This window comes from Epilithonimonas sp. JDS (genome assembly GCF_021261315.1).
Lineage (GTDB): Bacteria > Bacteroidota > Bacteroidia > Flavobacteriales > Weeksellaceae > Epilithonimonas.
In genome coordinates this window covers 243596-264502 of sequence record NZ_JAJSAX010000004.1, presented here as the reverse complement: position 1 = coordinate 264502, position 20907 = coordinate 243596, and the positions used below count along the sequence as shown (strand labels likewise).

17 protein-coding genes are annotated in these 20907 nt (G+C 36.1%); 7 read left to right on the top strand and 10 right to left on the bottom strand.

Features of this window, described 5'->3' with window-relative positions; translation table 11 throughout:
* Nucleotides 1-88: 88 nt before the first annotated feature.
* Nucleotides 89-1639 carry a helix-turn-helix transcriptional regulator gene (locus tag LUD75_RS13440; protein ID WP_232706247.1) on the bottom strand — a complete coding sequence of 517 codons (1551 nt, stop codon included), beginning with the start codon at nucleotides 1637-1639 and terminating at the stop codon, nucleotides 89-91.
* Nucleotides 1639-3288 (bottom strand): helix-turn-helix domain-containing protein, encoded by a 1650-nt coding sequence (locus LUD75_RS13435; protein ID WP_232706246.1) that lies wholly within the window; start codon nucleotides 3286-3288, stop codon nucleotides 1639-1641. Before LUD75_RS13435 ends, LUD75_RS13440 begins: the two co-directional genes overlap by 1 nt.
* A 485-nt stretch (nucleotides 3289-3773) precedes the next feature.
* On the opposite strand from LUD75_RS13435, the gene LUD75_RS13430 reads away from it, so the two are divergent.
* The 4 genes from LUD75_RS13430 to LUD75_RS13415 all read left to right on the top strand — a co-directional run bounded on the left by LUD75_RS13430 (nucleotide 3774) and on the right by LUD75_RS13415 (nucleotide 10569).
* Complete coding sequence (locus tag LUD75_RS13430) at nucleotides 3774-4205, top strand: transposase (RefSeq protein WP_232706245.1); 432 nt, start codon at nucleotides 3774-3776, stop codon at nucleotides 4203-4205.
* 10 nt (nucleotides 4206-4215) lie between these two features.
* The gene (locus tag LUD75_RS13425) at nucleotides 4216-4533 is read left to right on the top strand and encodes a hypothetical protein (protein ID WP_232706243.1); all 318 of its coding nucleotides are present in this window, start codon (nucleotides 4216-4218) and stop codon (nucleotides 4531-4533) included.
* Nucleotides 4534-4566: 33 nt separating this feature from the next.
* Nucleotides 4567-5202, top strand: a complete 636-nt coding sequence (locus LUD75_RS13420; protein WP_232706242.1) for a hypothetical protein — start codon at nucleotides 4567-4569, stop codon at nucleotides 5200-5202.
* 135 nt (nucleotides 5203-5337) lie between these two features.
* Nucleotides 5338-10569: a hypothetical protein gene (locus LUD75_RS13415; protein WP_232706241.1), complete on the top strand. Its 5232-nt coding sequence runs from the start codon at nucleotides 5338-5340 to the stop codon at nucleotides 10567-10569.
* A 204-nt stretch (nucleotides 10570-10773) separates the two neighbouring features.
* On the opposite strand, the gene LUD75_RS13410 is transcribed toward LUD75_RS13415, so the two are convergent.
* From LUD75_RS13410 to LUD75_RS13385, 6 genes are read right to left on the bottom strand one after another with little or no spacing between them, the layout of a single operon-like run.
* Nucleotides 10774-11478 (bottom strand): lycopene cyclase domain-containing protein, encoded by a 705-nt coding sequence (locus LUD75_RS13410; protein ID WP_232706240.1) that lies wholly within the window; start codon nucleotides 11476-11478, stop codon nucleotides 10774-10776.
* A complete protein-coding gene (locus LUD75_RS13405; protein ID WP_232706239.1) occupies nucleotides 11478-11936 on the bottom strand; it encodes a sterol desaturase family protein in 459 nt (152 codons plus the stop codon). The genes LUD75_RS13410 and LUD75_RS13405 overlap by 1 nt, the downstream gene beginning before the upstream one ends.
* Entirely contained in the window at nucleotides 11933-12406 is a 474-nt protein-coding gene (locus LUD75_RS13400) for an SRPBCC family protein (RefSeq protein WP_232706238.1), read from the bottom strand. The genes LUD75_RS13405 and LUD75_RS13400 overlap by 4 nt, the downstream gene beginning before the upstream one ends.
* A gap of 56 nt (nucleotides 12407-12462) precedes the next feature.
* Nucleotides 12463-13299 carry a phytoene/squalene synthase family protein gene (locus LUD75_RS13395; protein WP_232706237.1) on the bottom strand — a complete coding sequence of 279 codons (837 nt, stop codon included), beginning with the start codon at nucleotides 13297-13299 and terminating at the stop codon, nucleotides 12463-12465.
* 7 nt (nucleotides 13300-13306) lie between these two features.
* Nucleotides 13307-14776: a phytoene desaturase family protein gene (gene crtI, locus LUD75_RS13390; RefSeq protein WP_232706236.1), complete on the bottom strand. Its 1470-nt coding sequence runs from the start codon at nucleotides 14774-14776 to the stop codon at nucleotides 13307-13309.
* A 3-nt stretch (nucleotides 14777-14779) separates the two neighbouring features.
* Nucleotides 14780-15442, bottom strand: a complete 663-nt coding sequence (locus LUD75_RS13385; RefSeq protein WP_232706234.1) for a MarR family winged helix-turn-helix transcriptional regulator — start codon at nucleotides 15440-15442, stop codon at nucleotides 14780-14782.
* A 212-nt stretch (nucleotides 15443-15654) separates the two neighbouring features.
* On the opposite strand from LUD75_RS13385, the gene LUD75_RS13380 reads away from it, so the two are divergent.
* Nucleotides 15655-16197: a tetratricopeptide repeat protein gene (locus LUD75_RS13380; RefSeq protein WP_232706233.1), complete on the top strand. Its 543-nt coding sequence runs from the start codon at nucleotides 15655-15657 to the stop codon at nucleotides 16195-16197.
* 56 nt (nucleotides 16198-16253) lie between these two features.
* On the opposite strand, the gene LUD75_RS13375 is transcribed toward LUD75_RS13380, so the two are convergent.
* Nucleotides 16254-17192: a DUF4349 domain-containing protein gene (locus LUD75_RS13375; protein ID WP_232706232.1), complete on the bottom strand. Its 939-nt coding sequence runs from the start codon at nucleotides 17190-17192 to the stop codon at nucleotides 16254-16256.
* A gap of 213 nt (nucleotides 17193-17405) precedes the next feature.
* Here LUD75_RS13375 and LUD75_RS13370 point away from each other — a divergent pair, with 213 nt between their 5' ends.
* Nucleotides 17406-19292 (top strand): PEP/pyruvate-binding domain-containing protein, encoded by a 1887-nt coding sequence (locus tag LUD75_RS13370; protein WP_232706231.1) that lies wholly within the window; start codon nucleotides 17406-17408, stop codon nucleotides 19290-19292.
* On the opposite strand, the gene LUD75_RS13365 is transcribed toward LUD75_RS13370, so the two are convergent.
* On the bottom strand, nucleotides 19289-19882 hold the full coding sequence (locus LUD75_RS13365; RefSeq protein ID WP_232706230.1) for a DUF4956 domain-containing protein: 594 nt from the start codon (nucleotides 19880-19882) through the stop codon (nucleotides 19289-19291). The genes LUD75_RS13370 and LUD75_RS13365 overlap by 4 nt on opposite strands.
* A 24-nt stretch (nucleotides 19883-19906) precedes the next feature.
* Between LUD75_RS13365 and LUD75_RS13360 the strand changes: the two genes are divergently transcribed.
* A complete protein-coding gene (locus LUD75_RS13360) occupies nucleotides 19907-20899 on the top strand; it encodes a hypothetical protein (RefSeq protein ID WP_232706229.1) in 993 nt (330 codons plus the stop codon).
* The last annotated feature ends 8 nt before the right edge of the window (nucleotides 20900-20907 follow it).

The following is a 20907-nucleotide window of genomic DNA, read 5'->3' as shown; positions in this document are numbered from 1 at the left end:
CAATAAAACCCTTGAATACGCTGATATTCAAGGGTTTGTTTTTGTGAAGAAGGACCTTTTTTTGAACTCTGAATGTATTTCCAATCAATCAATCCTCTTTATTCAGATATTCTATAAATTTTGAAGGCGTAATCCCGGTCTGCTGCTTGAAAATACTCACGAATGAGCTATATGAGGTGAAGCCGCACTCTTCCGCAAGATACGCAATTTTGTAATTTAGATATTCAGGATTTGATCTCAGTTTGTTTGTAATATAATTGATCCTCAATTCATTAATATAACTGCTGAAATTATGATCCCTGTGTTTTTTGATGATTTTAGAAAGATAATTGACATTGGTATTGAAGGTGGAAGCCATAGAACTCAAACTGATTTCCGGCGATAGGAATTGTTCTTTCTTTTCAAAACTGCTTAGTTTTTTCATCAGCTCACGCTCTTTGTCGTCGGAGATATGCAACGAGCTAATCTGTTCTTTTTCAATCTTTCTTATTTCCTGTTTTTCCAATAGTTTCGCTTCGTATTCTTCAATCAGATTGAGTTCTGTAGTGCGTTTAAGTTCTTTTACTTTTTTGTAACGGAAGAATAGTTTTACGGTAAAAAATATGATAATTAAAATTACCACTGCAAATCCTGCGATAATCAAAAATAATTGCCCTTTCTGTTCTTCTTTCTCATTTGCTAAAATGTCATTAGAAACCTGATTGACTGTAAGATCTTTTGACGCCCGATTGTTTTTTGTGATTTCAGATGCCAGTTTACTGTAATAAACATAGTTTTTGGTATCATTCAGTTGGTAGTACATCGTCGCCATATTGTTGTAGATGATCTCCAATTTACTGGGACTGTTGGTTTTGACCAAAAGCGGCAATACCTTTTTATAGTAATGGATTGCACTGTCTTTTTTTCCAATTGTAAAATAGATATCGGCCATTCCAAATGTAGCATTGATCGTCCTTATCGGGTCATCTGCAGTTTTGGAGTAAGTCAATGCTTCTCTGGCGTAGTACACCGCAGAATCATTTTTCTTGACATCGACATAGGAAATGGAAATATTAAGATATTGTGCGAATAGAAAATAATCTCTTAATTTAGGTTTCTCAATTTTTGAAAATGTATTAAGCGCAATTCTGTCATAGTGCAGCTGCTGATCCAGATTTTTTTTCAGGCGTTCGAGATCAGATTTACATTGATAAATTTCCCCCATTATTTCGTAATACTGATCACCTTTGATATTGGCGGCCACAACTTTTGCTTCTTCCAAAGTTTCATCGCATCTTTTGTAAAAACTGGAATAGGCATACACGTACGATAAACTGATCAATGCTTCTGACTCGTGGTAATAATCCTTTTCCTGCTTTGCTTCTTTTCTTAATCTATTTGCATACTCAATGGTTTTTTTATCATTTCCGAGATATTGGTAGTCATAGAGAATGCTATTCAAAGCTCTCAATTTGCCCAAGCTGTAATTAATTTTTTCGGATTGTCTGTAGGCTTCAAATCCGATCTCAAGAGATTTTTTCTTGTCAGACAGAGCTGTTGTCGACCTTATTAGACTGTCAATTTGTTTTGGAGAATATTTTTGTGCTTTTGTTTGAATCATAAATGAGAAAAGGAAAAACACGATGTAGTATTTAATCATCAGTGGTCATTTTGATTTGTTTTTATCAATTCTTCCCTTAAATAGTCTATAAATTTTGAAGGCGTAATCCCGGTCTGCTGCTTGAAAATACTCACGAATGAGCTATATGAGGTAAAGCCGCACTCTTCTGCGAGATAGGAAATTTTATAATTGAGATATTCCGGATTTGATTTTAGTTTCCTGGTGATATAATTGATTCTAAGCTCATTAATGTAACTGCTGAAATTGTTGTCTCTGTATTTTTTGATAATTTTGGAGAGATAATTTACATTGGTATTAAAGCTTGAAGCCATCGAACTTAAGCTGATTTCAGGAGAAAGGAACTGTTCTTTTTTCTCAAAATTATTAAGTTTTTTCATCAGCTCATGTTCTTTGACATCTGATATGTTGGATGAGGTCTGCTTTTCGATTTCTGTTTGTTGTGCCTCATGCTGATCTTCAGAAGATGCTTTGTTTTCTATTCCTTCAATGAGTTTTGTAAATTTTATATAGTCTTTTTTATTCTTGCGATACTGATAGACAGCATACAAAGAGATAAGTAAGGCTAGTAATAGTAAAAAGCCGATAATCCAATATTTCTGCGTATCAGATTTTTTCTTTTCTAACTCTTTTTCCTTTTCGATAATGGCCAATACATCATTTAGTTCTCTTGTTCTTATCACATCAATGCTGTCGCTCAAGCTGGAATATAGCTTGTCATATTTTAAACTATTTTCACCGTCTCCTTTTTTGATATAAAGTTCCCGAATGGAAAAAGTCGCTACCTTTGCTAATCTATATTCTTTAAATTTATTTGCAATTTCCAAGCTTTTCTTACGATAGGCAATAGCACTGTCCAGTGTGCCCAGCTCATCATAATATTCTGCGTAGCTTTGAAAGACAAACGCCAAATTAAACTCATCTTTAGATTTCCTCGCAAAAAATTCTGCTTTTCTGTAATTCACTAAGGCAGAATCCAATTTTCCCATCATCAAATAATCATATCCTACATTGTTGTAGGGCATTGAGAGGTTGGCAGATCCTTTATAATATTTTTTTAATTTTAAAAATGCATCTACATTTTTTTGATCGTATTTCAGAATAGAATCATTATCTGTATAGTAAACACCTTTGTCACGCCAGAGTAATCCGATCAATTTATAGTAATCGTCTGTATTTTTATTCCTGATTTTGGACGCCATTACAAATGCTCTTTTATTCTCAAAAAGAGATTTGTCGGTCATATTCAGATCCAGAAGCACAAAACTTTTAACCCGAGTCGAATATATTTTTGAAAAATAATCATCACTACCATCTTCTGCTATAGCCATATTACAATACTCCAACGCTTTGGAATGCTCTCCCAATCTGTAATATGAATTTCCAATCGTGAAAAGCGCAAATTTTATTTTATCAGGATCATTTTCTTTTCTGGCCATTCTCAATAGCTCGTAAGCCATTTTTATGGATTTTGATGGATGCTGGAATTCCTGGGTTTTTTTGAAGATTACATCAATCTCTTTCCCTATCTGGGCAGAGAAATCGGAAAAAATAATCAACGTGAAAATCGTGATTATATATTTTATTTTAAACTGAAAATTAATATTTTCAAGAGATAATTCAATTTTTGTTAAATGTATGTTGCTTATCCTCAAGATATTCTTCATCATTTTCAAGAGTTTTTACAAAGGTAAATAAAGTTTTACGGAAATTAGATATATCCTAAGACTTATGTTGATCTGATCTTGAAAGTCATCATTTATACTATAGACTTTGAGGAAATCGCAATTTTCGCATGTACAATTTATGTATAAAGGATGTATAAGTAGTGTAATGCTGTGGCCAAAAGTGTCAAAACCCATCTGTGCGATCTCAATATCATAAATATTTATAATTAATTGAAATTCAGTTGTTTGTGAAGGTTTTACGATGCGTTAAATTCGTAATTTTAGAGGTGCTTTGCTATGTTGATATGTTATTATAGCTCTTTATTTGCAAAATATTAAACGAAGTGAAAAATGAAATGCGATTTTATATCGGTCATTCTTCAAAAGTTGTATATGATCAAAAACACAAATGATTTTTAAATTTTGACAGTCAATTTTATTAAAGCAATTAAAAAGTTTTGGTAAAAAAGCTGCAAGTTCTAACAGCTATGAAAATAAATGTTAAAAACATCCACATCGGAAATATTATTAAAAAAGTTATAGAAGATAGAGAGATAGACCTGGACAGAATCTGTAATTTTTTTAAAATGAATGAAAGTGACATTTTAAAAATGTATGAGCAAAAAAGTCTGGATTCGGAAATCCTTCTTAAATGGAGCAAATTGGCTGAGTACGATTTTTTTCGGCCTTATGTGAGTCATCTGATGCTTTTTGCAAGTATCAGCCAGACAAAAAATAATAAGCAGATCAAAAAGAACGACGATATTCAGTTCAGGAAAAATATCTATACCAAAGAGATCAAAGAATATATTATAGAACTTGTAAATACGAAAACAAAAACTTTAGCGGAAATCATCACAGAGTATAATATTCCGAAGACCACAATTTACAAGTGGATGAAAAAACAAAACACAGATTAAAAACACACAAATGAGAATGAAACCAAACTATACCAAAATATATCTGGATCTCATCAAGTTCAGGAAAAAAGATGATGTGATCTCTGATTCGCTGTTAGAAAAAATTAACAATATCAAGATTGTAAAGGATGTCCTGGAAATAGAAAGAGAACTTTTCAAGAATGACAATTCAGCATATAACCAGAAACTTAGATGCTATGATGAAAAAACAGTCAAGTCTATTTTGGAACATCAGAGATTAAATAAAATAACGAATACAGAACTAGGTCAAAAATATAAAGTCAGCAGAAATACTATTGCAAAATGGAGAAAAATATATAGCATTTAATAAAAGCAATTACAAAAATTAAAAATACAAATGATGAAAAAAATACTTTTTAAAATAATCAGAAACACAAGTGATTATAACTCAAAAACACAAATGATGAAAAATATCTTTACCGCAGCAATTATTTTGCTTACTACCGCCTCAATTAGCGCTCAAGTAGGAATAGGAACGGCAAATCCTACCAATACTTTCCATGTTGTCAGCACTGCGAACCCTGTCCGATTCGAAGGGATGCAGACCGGAGCAGCGGCAGACAGAGTGGTGGTTTCTGATACCAATGGTGTCTTTAAATTAGCGCCAGTTGCAAGTCTCAATTATTTCTATGCACCGTCAATGGTGTTACCCACTGTGAATGCAAATCTACCTGCTTACACAACTTACAATGCCGGTACTTTCACGGTAGATCTTTATGCCGTTTACAGCAATGAGTATGGTCTTACAGCCAGTACGCCTACAGCAACAAGATCTTCTTTGAAAAATCCTACAGGAACGACGCTTCCGGTTCTTGGAGCATCTGCACTGGAATATTTCGTGATCTATTTTGATAACACAGTTTTTGACCCGAATACCATTGCAGTAAGCGATACAGGCATTCTTACTTACCAGGTTTTACCATCTGCTGTCGTTACAGAAAAAACGTTTATGAATATTGTATTTAAGATAAAGTAATTAAAAAAATGTTTTTAAAAGTGGTTGTTTTCGATGATGAGAAAACAGCCACTTGAGAAGACAAATTAGCAGTTTTGATTAACTGCAAAATTCTTATTTAAAGCTTGAAAAAAGCACAACTTAAATACAAACATTATGAAATTAAATATATTTTTGAAAACCAAATTGCTGTCGCTGTTTTTAGTGACGGTAATGCTTGGAATTTTCACAAGTCACATTGGTGCACAAACACTGAAATATCAGCAAAATATTCGTGGTGGAAGCACACTGATTGGTACATCTTGGTATTATTCAGATGTTGTTCCTGCTTTCAACGATCCGGGTCCTATGAAGATTCCACGTGCGGATCCCAGCGTTACACCATCTACTGCGATCTCAACATCTGCAGACCTTATTTTACCGGTTGGATCTACAATTGTTAAAGCATTCTTAAGTGTTGAACGTACAGCATCTGCAGTATTGACTTCTGTTGATTTAAAAGCTCCCGGAGCAAGTTCTTATACGACCATTAACAGTACCAATTGGGGCTCACTAAGTCACACTGCTAAATCGATAACTAGTTCGGGATACACCTATTATCAAGATGTATTTGATATCACATCATTGATTCCAACAGGAAGTACAGGTTACGCGACAAGTGTTTCGGGGAGTAGCGCAGGTCGTTACTATGTTGCTAAACCAACACCTGCTCCTAACGTAATGGGAGGTTGGTCTATTATTATAGTTTATACCAATCCAAACTCAAAATATAGAAGCGTAACTGTTACAGACAACTGGCAAGTTTTCGGTATTGCAGGTGCAACTTCTGTCAACACTGATATAAGCGGTGTGAGAGTACCATCTTCTGGTATTGTGAAAGCTGTTGCTGGTGTTACCGGAACTTATGGAGATAGAGGAGCAAATTATAAAGATTACTTAAATTTTGGTTTAACAACAGGAGCGCTTACTGCCTTATTGGATCCTTCTCCTGCTGGAACTACTGACAATGCTTTGAACAGTTCAGTAGCAATGACTGCCAATAATAATGTTTCAGCAGATATTCAGGCTGCCGGAGGTACTGATTATTTTACCGGCGGTAATGTAACCACAAGAAATCCGATCAGTAAAGGACACTTTTTATCGAATTCAGATAACTCTTCAGAATCTTGGGAATATGATGCCGATATTTTTGATGCATCGGGTATCTTATCACCTTCTTCAACACCTGTGAATGTTAGGTTTCAGCAGTCTAGTACAGGCTCTGATGTTCTCGTGAGCGGATCTTACTTCGTTTCTGTAGACTTAGCAACAGAAGCTACTTTAACCAAATCCATATTTCCTACAACGATTAGTGATGGTGGAACAGCAACTTACACCTGGACCATTACCAACACCAGTGCAGATGTCGTTACTCTAAATAATTTAGGTTTTACAGATAATCTTCCAAGTGCCATTAAAGTAGCTGCAATACCAAATATTGTAACTACAGGAATGGGAAGTGCCACCGTAACTGCGGCGACAGGAAGTCAAACCGTAACATTAAGCGGATTAACTTTAGCTTCAGGCGCAGTAGCAACCATTAAAGTAGATGTTACCAATATTCCGGGACAGTTGAATGCATCTTGCGCTACTAATCCATCTGGTTTTACCAATAGTGCAACAAACATTACCGGTACAACTGGAGGTATTATTACCAGTACAATGACGCCTGCGTGTCTTGTTGTTACTCCTGTTTGTACAGCAGGAACCTCACAAGTTCCGGTTACTTCAGCTGTTTCAATTCCTTGTGGATCATCAGCTTTTAACTTAGCATCGGCTCATACCGGTACAGCGCCAGGAGTATCAAGTCTTGTCTGGTTTACAACTGCAGACCGCTCTACGGCAGCACTTACAGCGTCGCAGGCGGCTAATGCGACTGTAGGCACTTACTATGCATTCTATTTTGATGCAACTGCAAACTGTTACAATACTGCACTTTCTACAGCATCGGTTGTAGTTTCCGGTGCTAACTGTGGATATGTCTATGTACACCATCAGGCAACCAATGAAGAAGGTAGTCCAGATTTTAATTTTAATGTAACTGGTGGTTCTGTCAATCAAAATTTTACATTGAATGATCAGACAGATTTCTTAAGCAGTGAAGATCTGGGTGCTTCTCAAAGTGGTCGTCTTTGGGCTTTGGCTCGTCCGGTAACAGATCTGACTTTTAATAATTTTAAAATTTATTACAGAGATACAAACAGTGCAACTTGGGTTGCAATCGCAACACCGGCTGGTTCGCCTAGAGCTATTGATGGAGGAAACGGCAGTTCAGCAATTTACTCTACCAATGCAGCAAGCGGGACAACGGGTAGAGTGTATTCAATATCTGCAAATGGAACAACTACTGATATTACAGGAAATTTACCTGCGGGCATCGTGTATGATGTTTCGGATAACTGGCTGCCATTTGGCTCTGGTGGAAGACAGTATGCCTCGGTTCAAAACGGAAATATTTACCAGCGTACTACATCAGCTTTACCTGCGGTTTGGACTGTGATTGCAAATACACCTTCACATCGTGTAGATGCTGTTCCGAAAACAAACAATGTATATTACGTCGTAGGAAATACTACAACTGCAGGATCTACAATATTTTATCGTGATGTTACAGCTGCATCTTCAATCAATTTGGGAACGGCATCCAACTCAGATGATATGGCTATCACAGAAGATGGAACTGTAATAGCAGGATATAAAAAAATGAGCGGTACCCCTGGAGGAACTGTTACCTGGACTGATGAAATTCAGGGAATGTATGGTTTCAATGTGACTGGTGGACCAAATAATCAGTTCTGGAGCAGTGTGGGTATTACCAATGTTAATAATGGCAATACTTCTGTAAGACCAAACAGAATTATGACTAGAACGGCAACGGGATCTTGGATAGATGATGAGCGAATCAGAGCTACAGGAACGCACAATGACAATTCAGTTTTATTGGCTTTAGCACCAGGAACCTATACCATTACAGAAGCTGCTGAACCATCAGGATGGAGATTGCAAAGCATTACAACCGATCCTGTTGCAGCAAGTGATGTTGCAGCAAAGACAGCAACTGTTACCGTAACTGCAAACGCTACTACCAATGTTGTGTTCAGTAATGTGAACGACGTAGCATTTGCATTACCTGCAGATTGTACTACAGGCTTTACAGAAAACTTTGGAACAACGGAGGCAAACTACGCTTCACCAACAATTTCAAGTGGATATCACAATGGTGCTCCTACTTTGAATGGAACACCCAATTCCGCAATGGGCTATGGATACTATGGCTTGATCAAAAATTCAAACCTGATCACCGGAGATTTAGCATCAAATCAATCCACTCCGGTAGAATATACAACAGGATTCACGGATCGTAGTGGAACAGGCAGAATGCTGGGAGTGAACGCGACTGGGCAGCCCAGATTGGTTTATCAAAAAAGATTAACGGGCCTAACGGTTGGTACTGCTTATAACTATTCTGCTTGGGTTAGAAGTGCGGATATTAGTGCCGGTAGTTTACCAAATGTTGGATTACAGGTTTTGCACCCGACAACTGGTGCGGTTTTATTTTCTGCCCAGTCAGGAGCTATTGCCAATGCAAATCCGCCAGCTACATGGAGACAAGTTATCTTAAATTTTACAGCAACTACAACAATTGTTGATATTGCGGTAGCCAGTTTAACGGCTGGTGCCTGGGGTAATGACTTTGCAGTAGATGATATCAGTGTTGTTCCAGTGAAACCAACTGCTCCGGTTGTTGGTGCAGTAACCCAGCCAACTTGTCCTGTACCTACTGGAAGTGTAGCACTGAGTGGCCTTCCTGCTACAGGTACTTGGACAATCACTGATACGATAGGAGGAGGCACAATCACCGGAACCGGAACAACAGCTACCTTTACCAATCTGGCTCCTGGTACACATGCATTCACAGTTCAACTTTCATCAACTTGCGTATCTCCTGCAACAAGCTTTGTAATGTTGAATAATGCGGTTGCACCAACAGCAGTTATTCTGGCAGCTGGCCCAACAACTGTTTGTCCAAGCGGAAGCGTCGTGCTGACGGCATCACCAGCAACAACATACCAATGGTATAATGCGTCCGGAGCAATTTCTGGTGCAACAAATCAGGAATACACAGCAACTGCAACGGGAACCTATTATGTAGTTGAAACAGAAAATGGCTGTACTTCTGCCAATTCAAACTCAATTGCTGTGACTGTTGAGGATACAGTAGCACCGGTTTTTGTGGCATCTACAGGTACACAAGTAGTGAGTGATGTGATCGATTTCGATACAGCACCTTCAACAGCTCCAGCTTCGGCTAGTACCACTTTTCCACAGTCTTACGGTTCAGGCGCTGCAATGGTGACAATCAATCAGTCTGTTCCCGGGACAATTAGTTATGTCCCAATTGTTGCTCCTACTGGCACTCCAGTACCTTATAATAGTACCGGAAAAGCTTTGAGTCTGGGCACTAATAGTTGGGTCAGCAGAACCAGTACGCTAACTTTCCCACAAAAGATTCAAAACTTGAAATTCTCAATGTATGATTTGGATGGAGGTATACAGATTGCTTTCTTGGCTTATAACAATGGCGTTTTGCAAAACGTAACAATAACACCTTTGTCCACAACAGCACAACGCGTCAGTGTTTCAAATAACGGTACAACCAATGCCTCACTTACTGGCCTCGGAGGAGCTTTTAATGATAGCGCAAGACAAGGGGCTGTCAATATTGATATTTCGGGACCAATAGATTCAGTAGTCCTTGTTTATACGCTGCCTGCTGTTACGAATTTAAACACGGACACCAATATTATTGCGGATATGAGTTTTGAGCATATTGCAAATACGCAGGTTGCTGCCACTTTACCGGCAAATACAACAGTGAATTGCAACGCAATCCCGGTTGTACCTACGCTTTTGGCTGCAGACAATTGTGGAACGGCAACAGTAGTACCAACGGAAACTACTGCGGCCAATACACCGGCAGCAGGACAGTCTACCATCACCAGAACCTGGACGGCAACAGACGGATCCGGAAACACAACGGTACATACCCAAGAGATTGTGGTCAATGGTTACAGTGGACAGCCAACAGCTGCTGCAACCCAAAATATTTGTGCTACCAACTTTACCACTTTAGCAAGTGTTGTAATCACAGGAACAGACATCAAATGGTATGCAGATGCAACTACTACCACAGTACTTCCTGCAACTACAGTACTTACAAATGGTGCAACGTATTATGCTACGCAAACGCAAGCGGGAGGCTGCGAAAGTTCACGTCTCGCAGTGACGGTTAATTTAAGAAATTGCTCTTGGATAAATCCTTCATTGAGATCCAAAGCGAGTAGATAATTGATTTCATACTTTAATTTTTAAATGTAAGGAGGCTCACCATTTTGGTTAGCCTCCTTTTTTTATCTTTAATGACTATCGATCAATAAAATAAAATCCACAATCATTATTTCACAGTTAAAAAAAAGTAGTTCGTACTAATGTGTCGTTGTGAAATGTAATCGCAATAAAGAATCCAATCTCGATCTCTTTTAATTCCATATCTTAAATAGGCTCATTTTCAACATCTTCTTTTTTAAACTTATAAAAGAAAAACAGATTCCAAAGGATCATTTCATAGCCATAAAATACATCCTCAATCGGAATTGTAAGAATCCTGAAACCGATAAAATTTTCAGGATTATAATTCACGATAGGCGAGTCGAGGCCGGTTCCTGTGAGGATTCCGTTGACTGCCAGAAATCCGGGCATTAAGATTAAATAGATAAAAGAAGCTTTCCCAATCCAATTGACTTTCAAAATAAATTTTATAGTCAATAAACTGATTGAAGCTGATAAAAAGGTTACGAAGGTGTAAATTCTATCCTGATAATATAGTGCAATTGCCAGAAAAAGAACTGAAGCAATCACAACGAATATTTTTTCAGAGGTAGGTTTCCAGTCGAGTTTGAAAAATTTATCTAAACAGAAATAGGTGAAAACGCAGGAAAAAGGAATGCAAATGAAAAACAGAATTTCCTCGATTGGTAATTCCGAAATTTTTAAGCCAATTAGATATTTATAATTAAACCACCAAACACCATTTTTTGTAAACCAAATATCCCAAAGTATAAATACAAAACCAACCAATACCGAAGTTTTAAAGAAAGCGCCAAAATGCCTGTTAAACTTTATCTTGGGATGAAAAGAGAAAATAAAACAGATGATAACTGTGAAAAAGTTGATCAGCAAATAAGTGTATTGGATCATCAGGCTTTGTCTTTATTAAAGTACATTTTGAAATATTTTACAGGAACCCAAAGGAATCCAAAGCATTCACCATCCTCTTTGTTTATATGCTTATGGTGTTGTTTGTGAGCACGTCTGATTGCCAGTAAATAAGGATTTTTTGTGTCTTTTAAAAACTTGACTCGTTGATGAATGAAAATGTCATGAACAAAAAAATAAGACATTCCGTAGAGCGTAATTCCAATTCCGATATAAAACCAAATATCAAAATTATTCATTGTTCCGATGTACATCAGCGCAATTGCAGGAATGGCAAAAATAACAAAGAAGTAATCATTTTTTTCTAAAGGAGGATCGCTGCTGTGATCGTGGTGATCTCTGTGGAGTGACCATAGAAAACCGTGCATCACATATTTGTGAACTACCCAGGTAAAGCCTTCCATCAGGAAAAATGTGATCAGAATGATTAAGAAATTCATGAGACTTTTCTCTTATTATTAAACATCACTTCCAAAACCTCGTGGCGGAAATTGAAAATATCTTCCAACTTTTTCTTCACCAAAATGCTGTGTGCAATTTCGCCAAGAAATCCCATTGGAAGCTCATAATCTACTGTGTCTTTTATCAAAACGCCATTTTCATTTTCGATAAATTCGTGGAAATGATTCCAAAGTTTGTAAGGTCCTTTTTGCTGGAAATCGGTAAAACTTTTTTCGGAATCTACCTGTGTGATCTCGGTCTGCCATTTCATCGGAATATCCAGAAGCGGAGAAACCGTGTAATCTATGATCATTCCTTCGTATATCTCATCATCTTGAAGTTTGGTAAGAACTGTGAAATTCATATCTGGAGGTGTGATTATAGAAAGATTGTTGGCAGCAGAAAAAAATTTCCACGCGGTTTCTATATCACAATTCAGTTGCTGTTCTCTATAAAGTCTGTGTTTCATTTTCAATTTTTTAAGATTAATTTTTCATTTTCATTAGACAGATTGTAGAAAGAATTCTATATCGACATCATTTTATATTCTACGTAACTTCCCATCATCAGGGATATTTTTTTGCTATTTGATATCCGGATTCTCTGATTGATCATTTTGCTGGCAGATGTTTTCTTAATTTTTTTGAATAATGAAAGATAATATCTGTAAGCCAGGTAAACTCCAAATCTGGATGAAGCCGGCAATTTTTTAATGCCTTCCAAAGCTTCACGGAATTCAAAAGTAATTTCCTTTTCGATTTCTGCTTTTACTTGATTATCAAACGCAGCGATATCAACATTGGGGAAATAGGTTCTGCCCAAAACATCATAATCGTCTTTCATATCACGCAAAAAATTCACTTTTTGAAAAGCCGATCCTAAAATCATAGCGGAAGGTTTTAGTCTTTCGAATTCTTCCTTATCGCCGTCAACAAAAATATGAAGGCACATCAAACCGACTACTTCTGCCGAGCCCAAAATATATTCTTTATAAAGTTCCGAATTATAATCGATTTTATGAAGATCCATCTCCATACTTCTGAGAAATTGTTTAATCAGCTCGTGATCAATCTGATATTTTTCCACCGTTTCCTGAAATGACTGCATGATTGGATTGAGAGAAATCTTCTCGTCTAACGCCAAAAAAGTATCATCGCGAAATCTTGATAATAATTTCTGCTTATCGAAGCCATCGAAACTGTCAACGATTTCGTCCGCCAGTCTTACGTAACCATAAATGGCATAAATTGGATTTCGGATCTTGGAAGACAAGGCCATAATCCCCAGCGAAAAACTTGTGCTGTATTGCTTTGTCGTCTGTTTACTTATCTTGTATGAAAGTTCGTCAAATAATGTTTTCATAATGAACTTAGTGTTTATTGGCTTCTAATGCGGCGATTTTCCCAGAAATAATACTTGGTGGAACACCTGGCCCGGGAACGGTCAATTGTCCTGTATAGAAAAGATTTTTCACTTTTTTGTTTCTTAATGATGGTTTCAAAACGGCAGTCTGAGTAAGCGTGTTTGCCAATCCGTAAGCGTTTCCGGCGTAGGCATTGTAATCCTGTTTGAAATCATCGATGCAGTAACTTCTCTTATATTCGATTTTTGAGATGAGGTTGGATGTTTTGGTGTGTTTTTCCAATCTCGCCATCATTTCCAGAAAATATTTTTCTCTTTCTGTTTCCGAATCTGAAATTCCTGTTGCAATCGGCATTAGTAAAAACACATTTTCACAATTTTCCGGTGCTACATTTTTATCGGTTTTGGATGGACAACAAACGTAGAATAAGGGTTTTGAAGGCCATTTTTTATCTTCATAAATTTCACTGGTATGAAGATCCAAATCATTTTCAAAGAACAAAGTATGATGTTTCAGGTTTGGAATTTTTTCTCTGATTCCAAGATAAAATATCAGACAAGACGGCGCAAATGTTTTCTTTTCCCAATAATTTTCATCGTAATTTCTAAATTCTTTAGGCAGCAATTTGCTTTCTGTATGTTCGTAATCCGACGAAGCAATAATGGAATCAAATTCAATTTTTTTGCCATTTACGACAAGTGATTTAGCTTTTTTATCATTAATGATAATCTGCTCAACGTTTGCGTCTAAACTAAATGTAACGCCCTGTTCAACAGCAATTTGCTGCATCGATTCTATAATCTTAATGAAGCCTCCTATTGGGTACCAAGTTCCTAATTTGTATCCACCGTAATTCATTAAACTATAAAGAGCCGGAATATCTTTCGGTGCTGCACCAAGAAAAATCACCGGAAATTCCATCAAAGTTATCAGCTTTGGATGAGAAAAATATTTGCGGACAAACTTGCTAAAATCTGTTAGCAAATCCAGGCTGAAAGCGCTTTTCATTATTTTAAGAGAAACAAACTCAAACCAGGAATTGCAGGGTTTTGTGACATAATCCTTCATTCCAACTTCGTACTTGAATTGCGCATCTTTCATAAAATCATCCAAGCGTTTTCCTGCGCCTTTCTCAGTTTTCTCAAAGAGCATTTTCATCGCTTCAAAATCTTGTGGAATTGCCATCAAACCGTCTGAAAATACCATTTCAAATTGCGGATCGAGTGGAACCAGTTGGTAGTAATCCGAAGCTTTTTTATTAAAATCCTGAAAGAAATTTTCGATGATATCCGGCATCCAATACCAGCTTGGACCCATATCGAAAGTGTAGCCATTTTCCGTATTGAAACTTCTGGCACGTCCGCCTACGCTGGAATTTTTTTCGAAAACATGAACTTCGTGTCCAAGCTTTGCGGAATAAGCTGCGGCAGACAATCCTGAAAATCCGGAACCGATGATGGCAATTTTTTTCTTCATAATCTAATTTTTCCCGAAAGCAAATTCTTGATAAACAGTTTCTATCAATTTTGGACTTTCGATGTTTTTGGCAAAAATGGGTTGGTGGAATTTGTCCAGTTTATCAAGGATTCTGATTAGCTCCATTTTTTCGGAATGAGTCAGATTTCCTGTGACGATATTAGAAGCATTTCTGATTTTTTCCATTTGATTTTCCAAGGCTAATTTTCCGGATTCTGTGATTTTTAGAACTTTAGATCTCTTATCTATTTCAGAATTGCTTTGTTCTATCCAGCCTTGTTTTATCAATCTATTGATGATGAGAATGCCAGACGATTTATCCTGAATATTTTTTTTAATCAGTTCCATTTTGGTCATAGAATCGAATGCTTTCAGATTAATCAGATAACTGAACTCGTCCTGCGTATGGAAATCAGAATCCGCAATTGCAGATTTAGAATAAGTCTTTGCATAACGGTTGAGGTGAACAAGTAGCGTACTGATCACACCTTCCGGAGATCTTCCGTTTTCTTTTCCTTCCCAGATTGGTTCTTCGCTCGTTATATTGTTTTGGTCAGAAATCCAATTTTTAAAGCCTTCAATATTAGAAGTGTAAGTTTGATTCTTATTTTGAAGATCAAAATCTTCAAGCAATTGAATCACATTTTTTACAAGATTAATATTCATTTTGTGTTTATTTTAGTGTGTAAATGTACTAATTATTGTGCCAATAGTGTATTAGTAATCTAAATTAAATGAAAATTAAACAATTGTTTTAAACTTTCTTAATTGTGCTTTAGATTCTGTTAATGAACTCTTAAAAAGTTTAAAGTTTAAAAATTTTTCGATTTTATGGAATCGTTGTTGTCGTTATCATTACAACATTAAAACAAAAAGTTATGAGAACGGAAATGAAAATTAAAAGCTTGTTTTTTGGATTAACATTAATGACAACAGGTTTCATAAGCGCACAAACTACCAATACCACACAAGCAGCAACAGTACAAAGTACAGCTGCAACCAACCCGGCGATTGATGCATTGCTGAAACAAGTGGCTGCAAAACCTGATGATACGCAGGCGTTGGTGACATTGGCAACGGCTTATCAGGATGCAGGTGACTGGAACTCAGCGATCTCTATCTGGAATAAAATTACAACAATAATTCCGGATTGGGCACCAGCTTACTACAGCATTGGATATGCCAATCAGTCAGCGAAAAACAATGCAGGTGCGAAAGCTGCCTATGAGCAGTATATTTCAAAAGTTAAACCGGAAGAAGTGGATGCTTCCAAACAGAATTTAGCTTACGCTTATTTCTTTATCGCCTTCCAGGATAAGGATACAGATAAGGAAAAAGCAAAACAATACATCGCAAAATCTTTGCAATATGACGGTTCAAACCAAGATGCGCTCAATCTGAGCAAAAGCTTGATGAACTAATTTTATTACACTATTTATTATAGAAAAAGACGCTTAAATTAAGCGTCTTTTTCGTTTTAAGAATTTTCGTTAGTATCTTTATTTTCTGGTGGATTTTGAGTTTTTGAATTTTTCTTTTTATAGAAATAATAGCCAATTCCCGCAAGCAGAAACAGCGGCCAGAAGGGTAGTAGGAAGAGCAAAATGCTTCCAATCACTTTCCATCCGGAAGAAACGGCATCAATGGATTTGTCTCCGAAACTTTTGTTTTCATCATCATCAGCTGGCTGAAGTTTGTTGCCATACATTGTGATTTCTATGTCGCACATTTTGTTTTGGTTGTAATCACTTCCGACAATTTCAACATTTTTATTTTTAATTGTCCCAAGATCTGCCAATTCTTCCACCAAATAATCGAATTTCTGAAGTGGCACTTTCGCCGTGATGTAATAAGTTTGGAATTCGTCATTGCTGATCAGATTTTCAGTTTTGATGGTTCCGTCATATTTTCTGATTTGCTCCTGAACCAAATATTTTCCCGACGCAATATCATCCACATTGATTTCAATATAACCTTTTTTCATCATTGATGCAACTTTCGGCTGATCGTTTTGTTTTGGTTTTTCTTTGTAAATGATTTTGGTTACCGTTTCTTTTTTAGGTTTTGGAATCTCTTTTTTAATCGAATTTTTAATCGAATCCATATTTGAACTGATTTTTTTATCTTCAATCTCTTTTTTGAATTTCTCAACATTCTCACCAATCGAATCTATTTTATTCTTGTTGTTTTCAAAAGCTTTTTCGATTTCTTCCTTATTTTTGATAAGATCTTTAGCTTTCAGATTGACTGAATCAACAATTGTGTTGGCAGTAGAATCAAATTTTGCTACGCTTTCGGAAATGTTATCAACTAATGAATCTGCACTTGCGATGGTGTTGTTGGCTTGTTCTAATTCTGATTTCTTACACATTGTTAACGTGCTCAAAATAACTGCGGTCAATATTAATTTTTTCATTTTGAATAATTTTATGATGTAAAACTACCAAGGCTGTCGGCGATTGATTTGTAAATGAAATGAATTGTTCTTGTATTATTTTAACAGATTGATAATCATTTGTTTAAAATTATTTTACAAAGATTTTACAAGAAAATTATCGAATATGATAATAGGAAAAATTGAGATATTCAGGAATTAAATTCTAAATTGCATTTCACAAAAACTAATCTGATGAAAAAATTAATCATTCTGTTTTATTTTCTGGCTTCTGCATTCTTCTTCGCTCAGAAGGATTTTGTTAATTCAATCACGCAGAAACAGCAATTCATCAATCTGGCCGGAAAACCGCTGACGGATAAATTCACCAATATCAAATCCGTAAAAGTGGTTTATGATTATTCTGACAAGAAAATCTATTTTTTCAACAGTATTAAATACAAATACCATCACGATTTTTGTGAGGAAGTTTTAGGATTTTCAAAAGATTTGGGAAGCTTCAATGATGCAAGTTACAATGCGACCAATGACAGAGCGTTTCTTTTAGGGAATTTGAATTACATAGAAAAATCCGATGATTGGGTTTTGGAATTGGCAGCGTCTGACCAAATGAATGCAAAATTGATTGAGTTTTTCTTCAGTCAGGTCAAGAAAAATGTGTTTTTTGGTTCTAAGGTCAAATTTTATCTGAGCACACCAAGGCTAATTGCATTGAATCAAAAGCAACCGCTGAAAATCCCAATTGTTTATTCAGATTTTATTTTCCAAAATCTTACCGAACAATCCGTGGAAAAAGGTAGTGCGATTGGGATTTTGAAGAAATACGATTTAAAGTCAAATCCAAAATTCTATCCGAAAGAAAACGAAATCATCATCATCAATTCTACGCCGGAAATCATCCCGAATGTAAAAGCCATCATTGTAACCGAATTTCAAACGCCGTTGAGTCATCTGGTTTTACTCGCAAAAAATAGAAATATTCCCTTATACGTTGATACAGAAGTTTTTGGGAAAACTAAAATCAATAATTTGATTGACAAAAAGGTGGAACTGATTGTGACCGATGACAATTATAAAATTGCATTGACATCAAAACCAATAAAACTCACAAAAGCAAAGCCCAGAATTACCTTGGTTAAGAATCTTGAAGTTAAAGATTTAATCGATCTTAATAAAACTTTACCTGCAAATCCCCAAAATATCATCGGTTCAAAAGCGACAAATCTTGGACTTCTTAAAATCGTGGAGAAGGAAGTAAAAGCCTTCAAAACACCCGAGTTTGCTTATGGAATTCCGTTCTATTATTATGATGAACATATCAAAAATAACCATTTTGATAAAGAAATTAGTGAAGTTCTTGCACTTCCGAAAGATTCCATTAGATTGATTGACGAAAAACTGAAAGCAATCAGAAAAACTATCAAAAAATCAAAAGTTGATCCTGAACTTATAGCTTTGATTACAAATACTTTGAGCCAACAAAATCAATTTAAAAATTTCAAATTCCGGTCTTCTACCAATGCGGAAGATCTTGCAGGTTTCAATGGTGCCGGTTTGTATGATTCGAAATCGGCGATTCTTGGCGATTCAGTAAAAACTGTCGAGAAAGCAATCTTAGACGTCTGGGCAAGTTTTTGGAACGAAAGAGCTTTCCACGAGCGTGACATTTTCAATATCGATCATCTTTCCTGCGCAATGGGAATTCTCGTCCATCGTTCGTTTCCCGACGAATTGGCGAATGGCGTTTTGATTACGAAAAATATTTATCGTAAAGAATATCAGGGAATTACGGTTAATGTTCAGAAAGGCGAAGAATCGGTAGTAAAACCCGAAATTGGCGTGACTTGTGACGAATTTTATGTCCACAATTTCAATTTTCTGGATAATAAACTAAGCGTAGATTACCGCTCAACATCTAGCCTTAATGATAAAAAACCGATTCTTAAAACTTCCGAAATTGAAACCTTATTCAAAATTTCGCCAAAGATCGAAGGCAAAATGTACACGCTGTGGAAGAAATATAAAATCGCCAACAAACCAATGCCTTTGGACATCGAATTCAAAATCGTTGGGGAAAACAGAACACTTTACATCAAACAGGCGAGAGCTTATATGGATTAGTAAGAAACTTTGATGATGACGATATTTTCGATCAAATTAATCGTTTTGATCTGATAACTGAAGGTTTTGAACTGGATTCTTTCGGACAGAAATAATTTCTTTTCAGTTTCATCTAAGTTCATAAAATCTGTTGATGCGATGATTTCGATGACATTTTTTTCTGAAGAAGACGGTGTTTTTTTCTCCAAAAAATTAAGATAAACATAACAGAGTACAATGACGAGATTGATTCCCAGCAAAAATTCCAGATGGTCGATTGGCAAAAGAATATCCAACATTGAAAGCGTGATGGAAACGAATAAAAAGATGACGGTCTGAATCGAAAAACTTTCAGTTCGGAAACGCAAAATTGAAAAAACAGCAAACAGCCCAAATCCAATGCCGACGCTCATCTCAACCTGTTTGAAAATCAAACACATAAAAAATGTGCAGATGCTGACCAAACTGAAAAGCGGATGTAATCTTATCCTTCTGTTTCTGTTGGTAAAATAATAAATGGCGCAAATAGAAATGCAAAGGATTGCAAAACGCTGAATGATCTCTTGTGTTTCCAAGTTAAAAATTTCCTTAAAGATAAAATTTTTCTTCATAATTTTGAGTAAATAGAATCAGAGATGGCAAAAGCAATTCTTTATTTATCAGTTTTAATGTTTATTTTCTCCTGCGAAAAAGTAGAAAAAAAAGTCGTCCAGACTGCAACTCCTCAAAAGAATGAGTCGAGAACAGATACCGTTTCTAAAAAGAAAATCAATTTTGATGACTTTCATATTTTCGATCTGTATTCGATTGAGAATGGTGATCGTGATGATATATTCATCTCGTTGTCTGATATTTACCACGATTCTATAACTGTTCCGCCGGAAATCATTAAGAATCAAAAAAATATTCCTTTCTCAAAAAGGAAGCATTTTGAACTGCCAACATTTTACAGACAAAAACTGTTGAAAGGAACCAAACTTTCGGAAAATGATACGCTTTATCTTTTTAATTATAAGGATAATCTTCTGGAGAAATTTCCCATTAAAAATCTGAAAGCTGTGGCCAATTTGAATCTGTACTCAGGCGAAGATGATGAGATTTCGGACTATTATTATATGATTGGTTTTGAGTTGAACGAAAAAGTCAGCCGTGAAGAATCTATGAAGAAAACGAATTATTCTCTGGCTTACTTTGGAAAAGAAAATCCTTTCGCCAATCAAAAATTAAATCCGGTAAAATGGGAAAAATCATCAGCAAAAGAATTTCCGGTAAAGATCAACTCAAAACTGAAATTGGGGAAATCCTACAAATATAAAGTTGGACAAACCGAATGTTACCTTCAGGATTTGATGCTGGAAAACGAAATCAATGAGCGAAAACTTGTGGCTGTAAAAAATGGAAAAATAGTTCTAGAAAAAACTTACACCAAAGGCGAAGGCGCAGAATTTACACCGCTCAATTTTGTAGAAAGCACAGAATATACAGATTATCAATGGTCCGGAAATCTCTTCAAAGGGAAACCGCCTGTTGTTTTTGGCTTTGTTTCGGAGTCGTTTGGGTGTTCTGCCATTACGTTTCTGGATAATTCTTATCCTGATTTATATACAGATTGCGATAACAGACATTAGATTTTTAA

What these genes read in the sequence shown, in the direction of transcription:
- LUD75_RS13435 (WP_232706246.1), bottom strand. Translation starts at nt 3,288, where the DNA reads ATGATGAAGAATATCTTGAGGATAAGCAACATACATTTAACAAAAATT.
- LUD75_RS13425 (WP_232706243.1), top strand. Translation starts at nt 4,216, where the DNA reads ATGAGAATGAAACCAAACTATACCAAAATATATCTGGATCTCATCAAG.
- LUD75_RS13440 (WP_232706247.1), bottom strand. Translation starts at nt 1,639, where the DNA reads ATGATTAAATACTACATCGTGTTTTTCCTTTTCTCATTTATGATTCAA.
- LUD75_RS13385 (WP_232706234.1), bottom strand. Translation starts at nt 15,442, where the DNA reads ATGAATATTAATCTTGTAAAAAATGTGATTCAATTGCTTGAAGATTTT.
- LUD75_RS13420 (WP_232706242.1), top strand. Translation starts at nt 4,567, where the DNA reads ATGAAAAAAATACTTTTTAAAATAATCAGAAACACAAGTGATTATAAC.
- LUD75_RS13365 (WP_232706230.1), bottom strand. Translation starts at nt 19,882, where the DNA reads ATGAAGAAAAATTTTATCTTTAAGGAAATTTTTAACTTGGAAACACAA.
- LUD75_RS13415 (WP_232706241.1), top strand. Translation starts at nt 5,338, where the DNA reads ATGAAATTAAATATATTTTTGAAAACCAAATTGCTGTCGCTGTTTTTA.
- LUD75_RS13405 (WP_232706239.1), bottom strand. Translation starts at nt 11,936, where the DNA reads ATGAATTTCTTAATCATTCTGATCACATTTTTCCTGATGGAAGGCTTT.
- LUD75_RS13400 (WP_232706238.1), bottom strand. Translation starts at nt 12,406, where the DNA reads ATGAAACACAGACTTTATAGAGAACAGCAACTGAATTGTGATATAGAA.
- LUD75_RS13380 (WP_232706233.1), top strand. Translation starts at nt 15,655, where the DNA reads ATGAGAACGGAAATGAAAATTAAAAGCTTGTTTTTTGGATTAACATTA.
- LUD75_RS13360 (WP_232706229.1), top strand. Translation starts at nt 19,907, where the DNA reads ATGGCAAAAGCAATTCTTTATTTATCAGTTTTAATGTTTATTTTCTCC.
- LUD75_RS13370 (WP_232706231.1), top strand. Translation starts at nt 17,406, where the DNA reads ATGAAAAAATTAATCATTCTGTTTTATTTTCTGGCTTCTGCATTCTTC.
- LUD75_RS13375 (WP_232706232.1), bottom strand. Translation starts at nt 17,192, where the DNA reads ATGAAAAAATTAATATTGACCGCAGTTATTTTGAGCACGTTAACAATG.
- LUD75_RS13395 (WP_232706237.1), bottom strand. Translation starts at nt 13,299, where the DNA reads ATGAAAACATTATTTGACGAACTTTCATACAAGATAAGTAAACAGACG.
- LUD75_RS13410 (WP_232706240.1), bottom strand. Translation starts at nt 11,478, where the DNA reads ATGATCCAATACACTTATTTGCTGATCAACTTTTTCACAGTTATCATC.
- crtI (WP_232706236.1), bottom strand. Translation starts at nt 14,776, where the DNA reads ATGAAGAAAAAAATTGCCATCATCGGTTCCGGATTTTCAGGATTGTCT.
- LUD75_RS13430 (WP_232706245.1), top strand. Translation starts at nt 3,774, where the DNA reads ATGAAAATAAATGTTAAAAACATCCACATCGGAAATATTATTAAAAAA.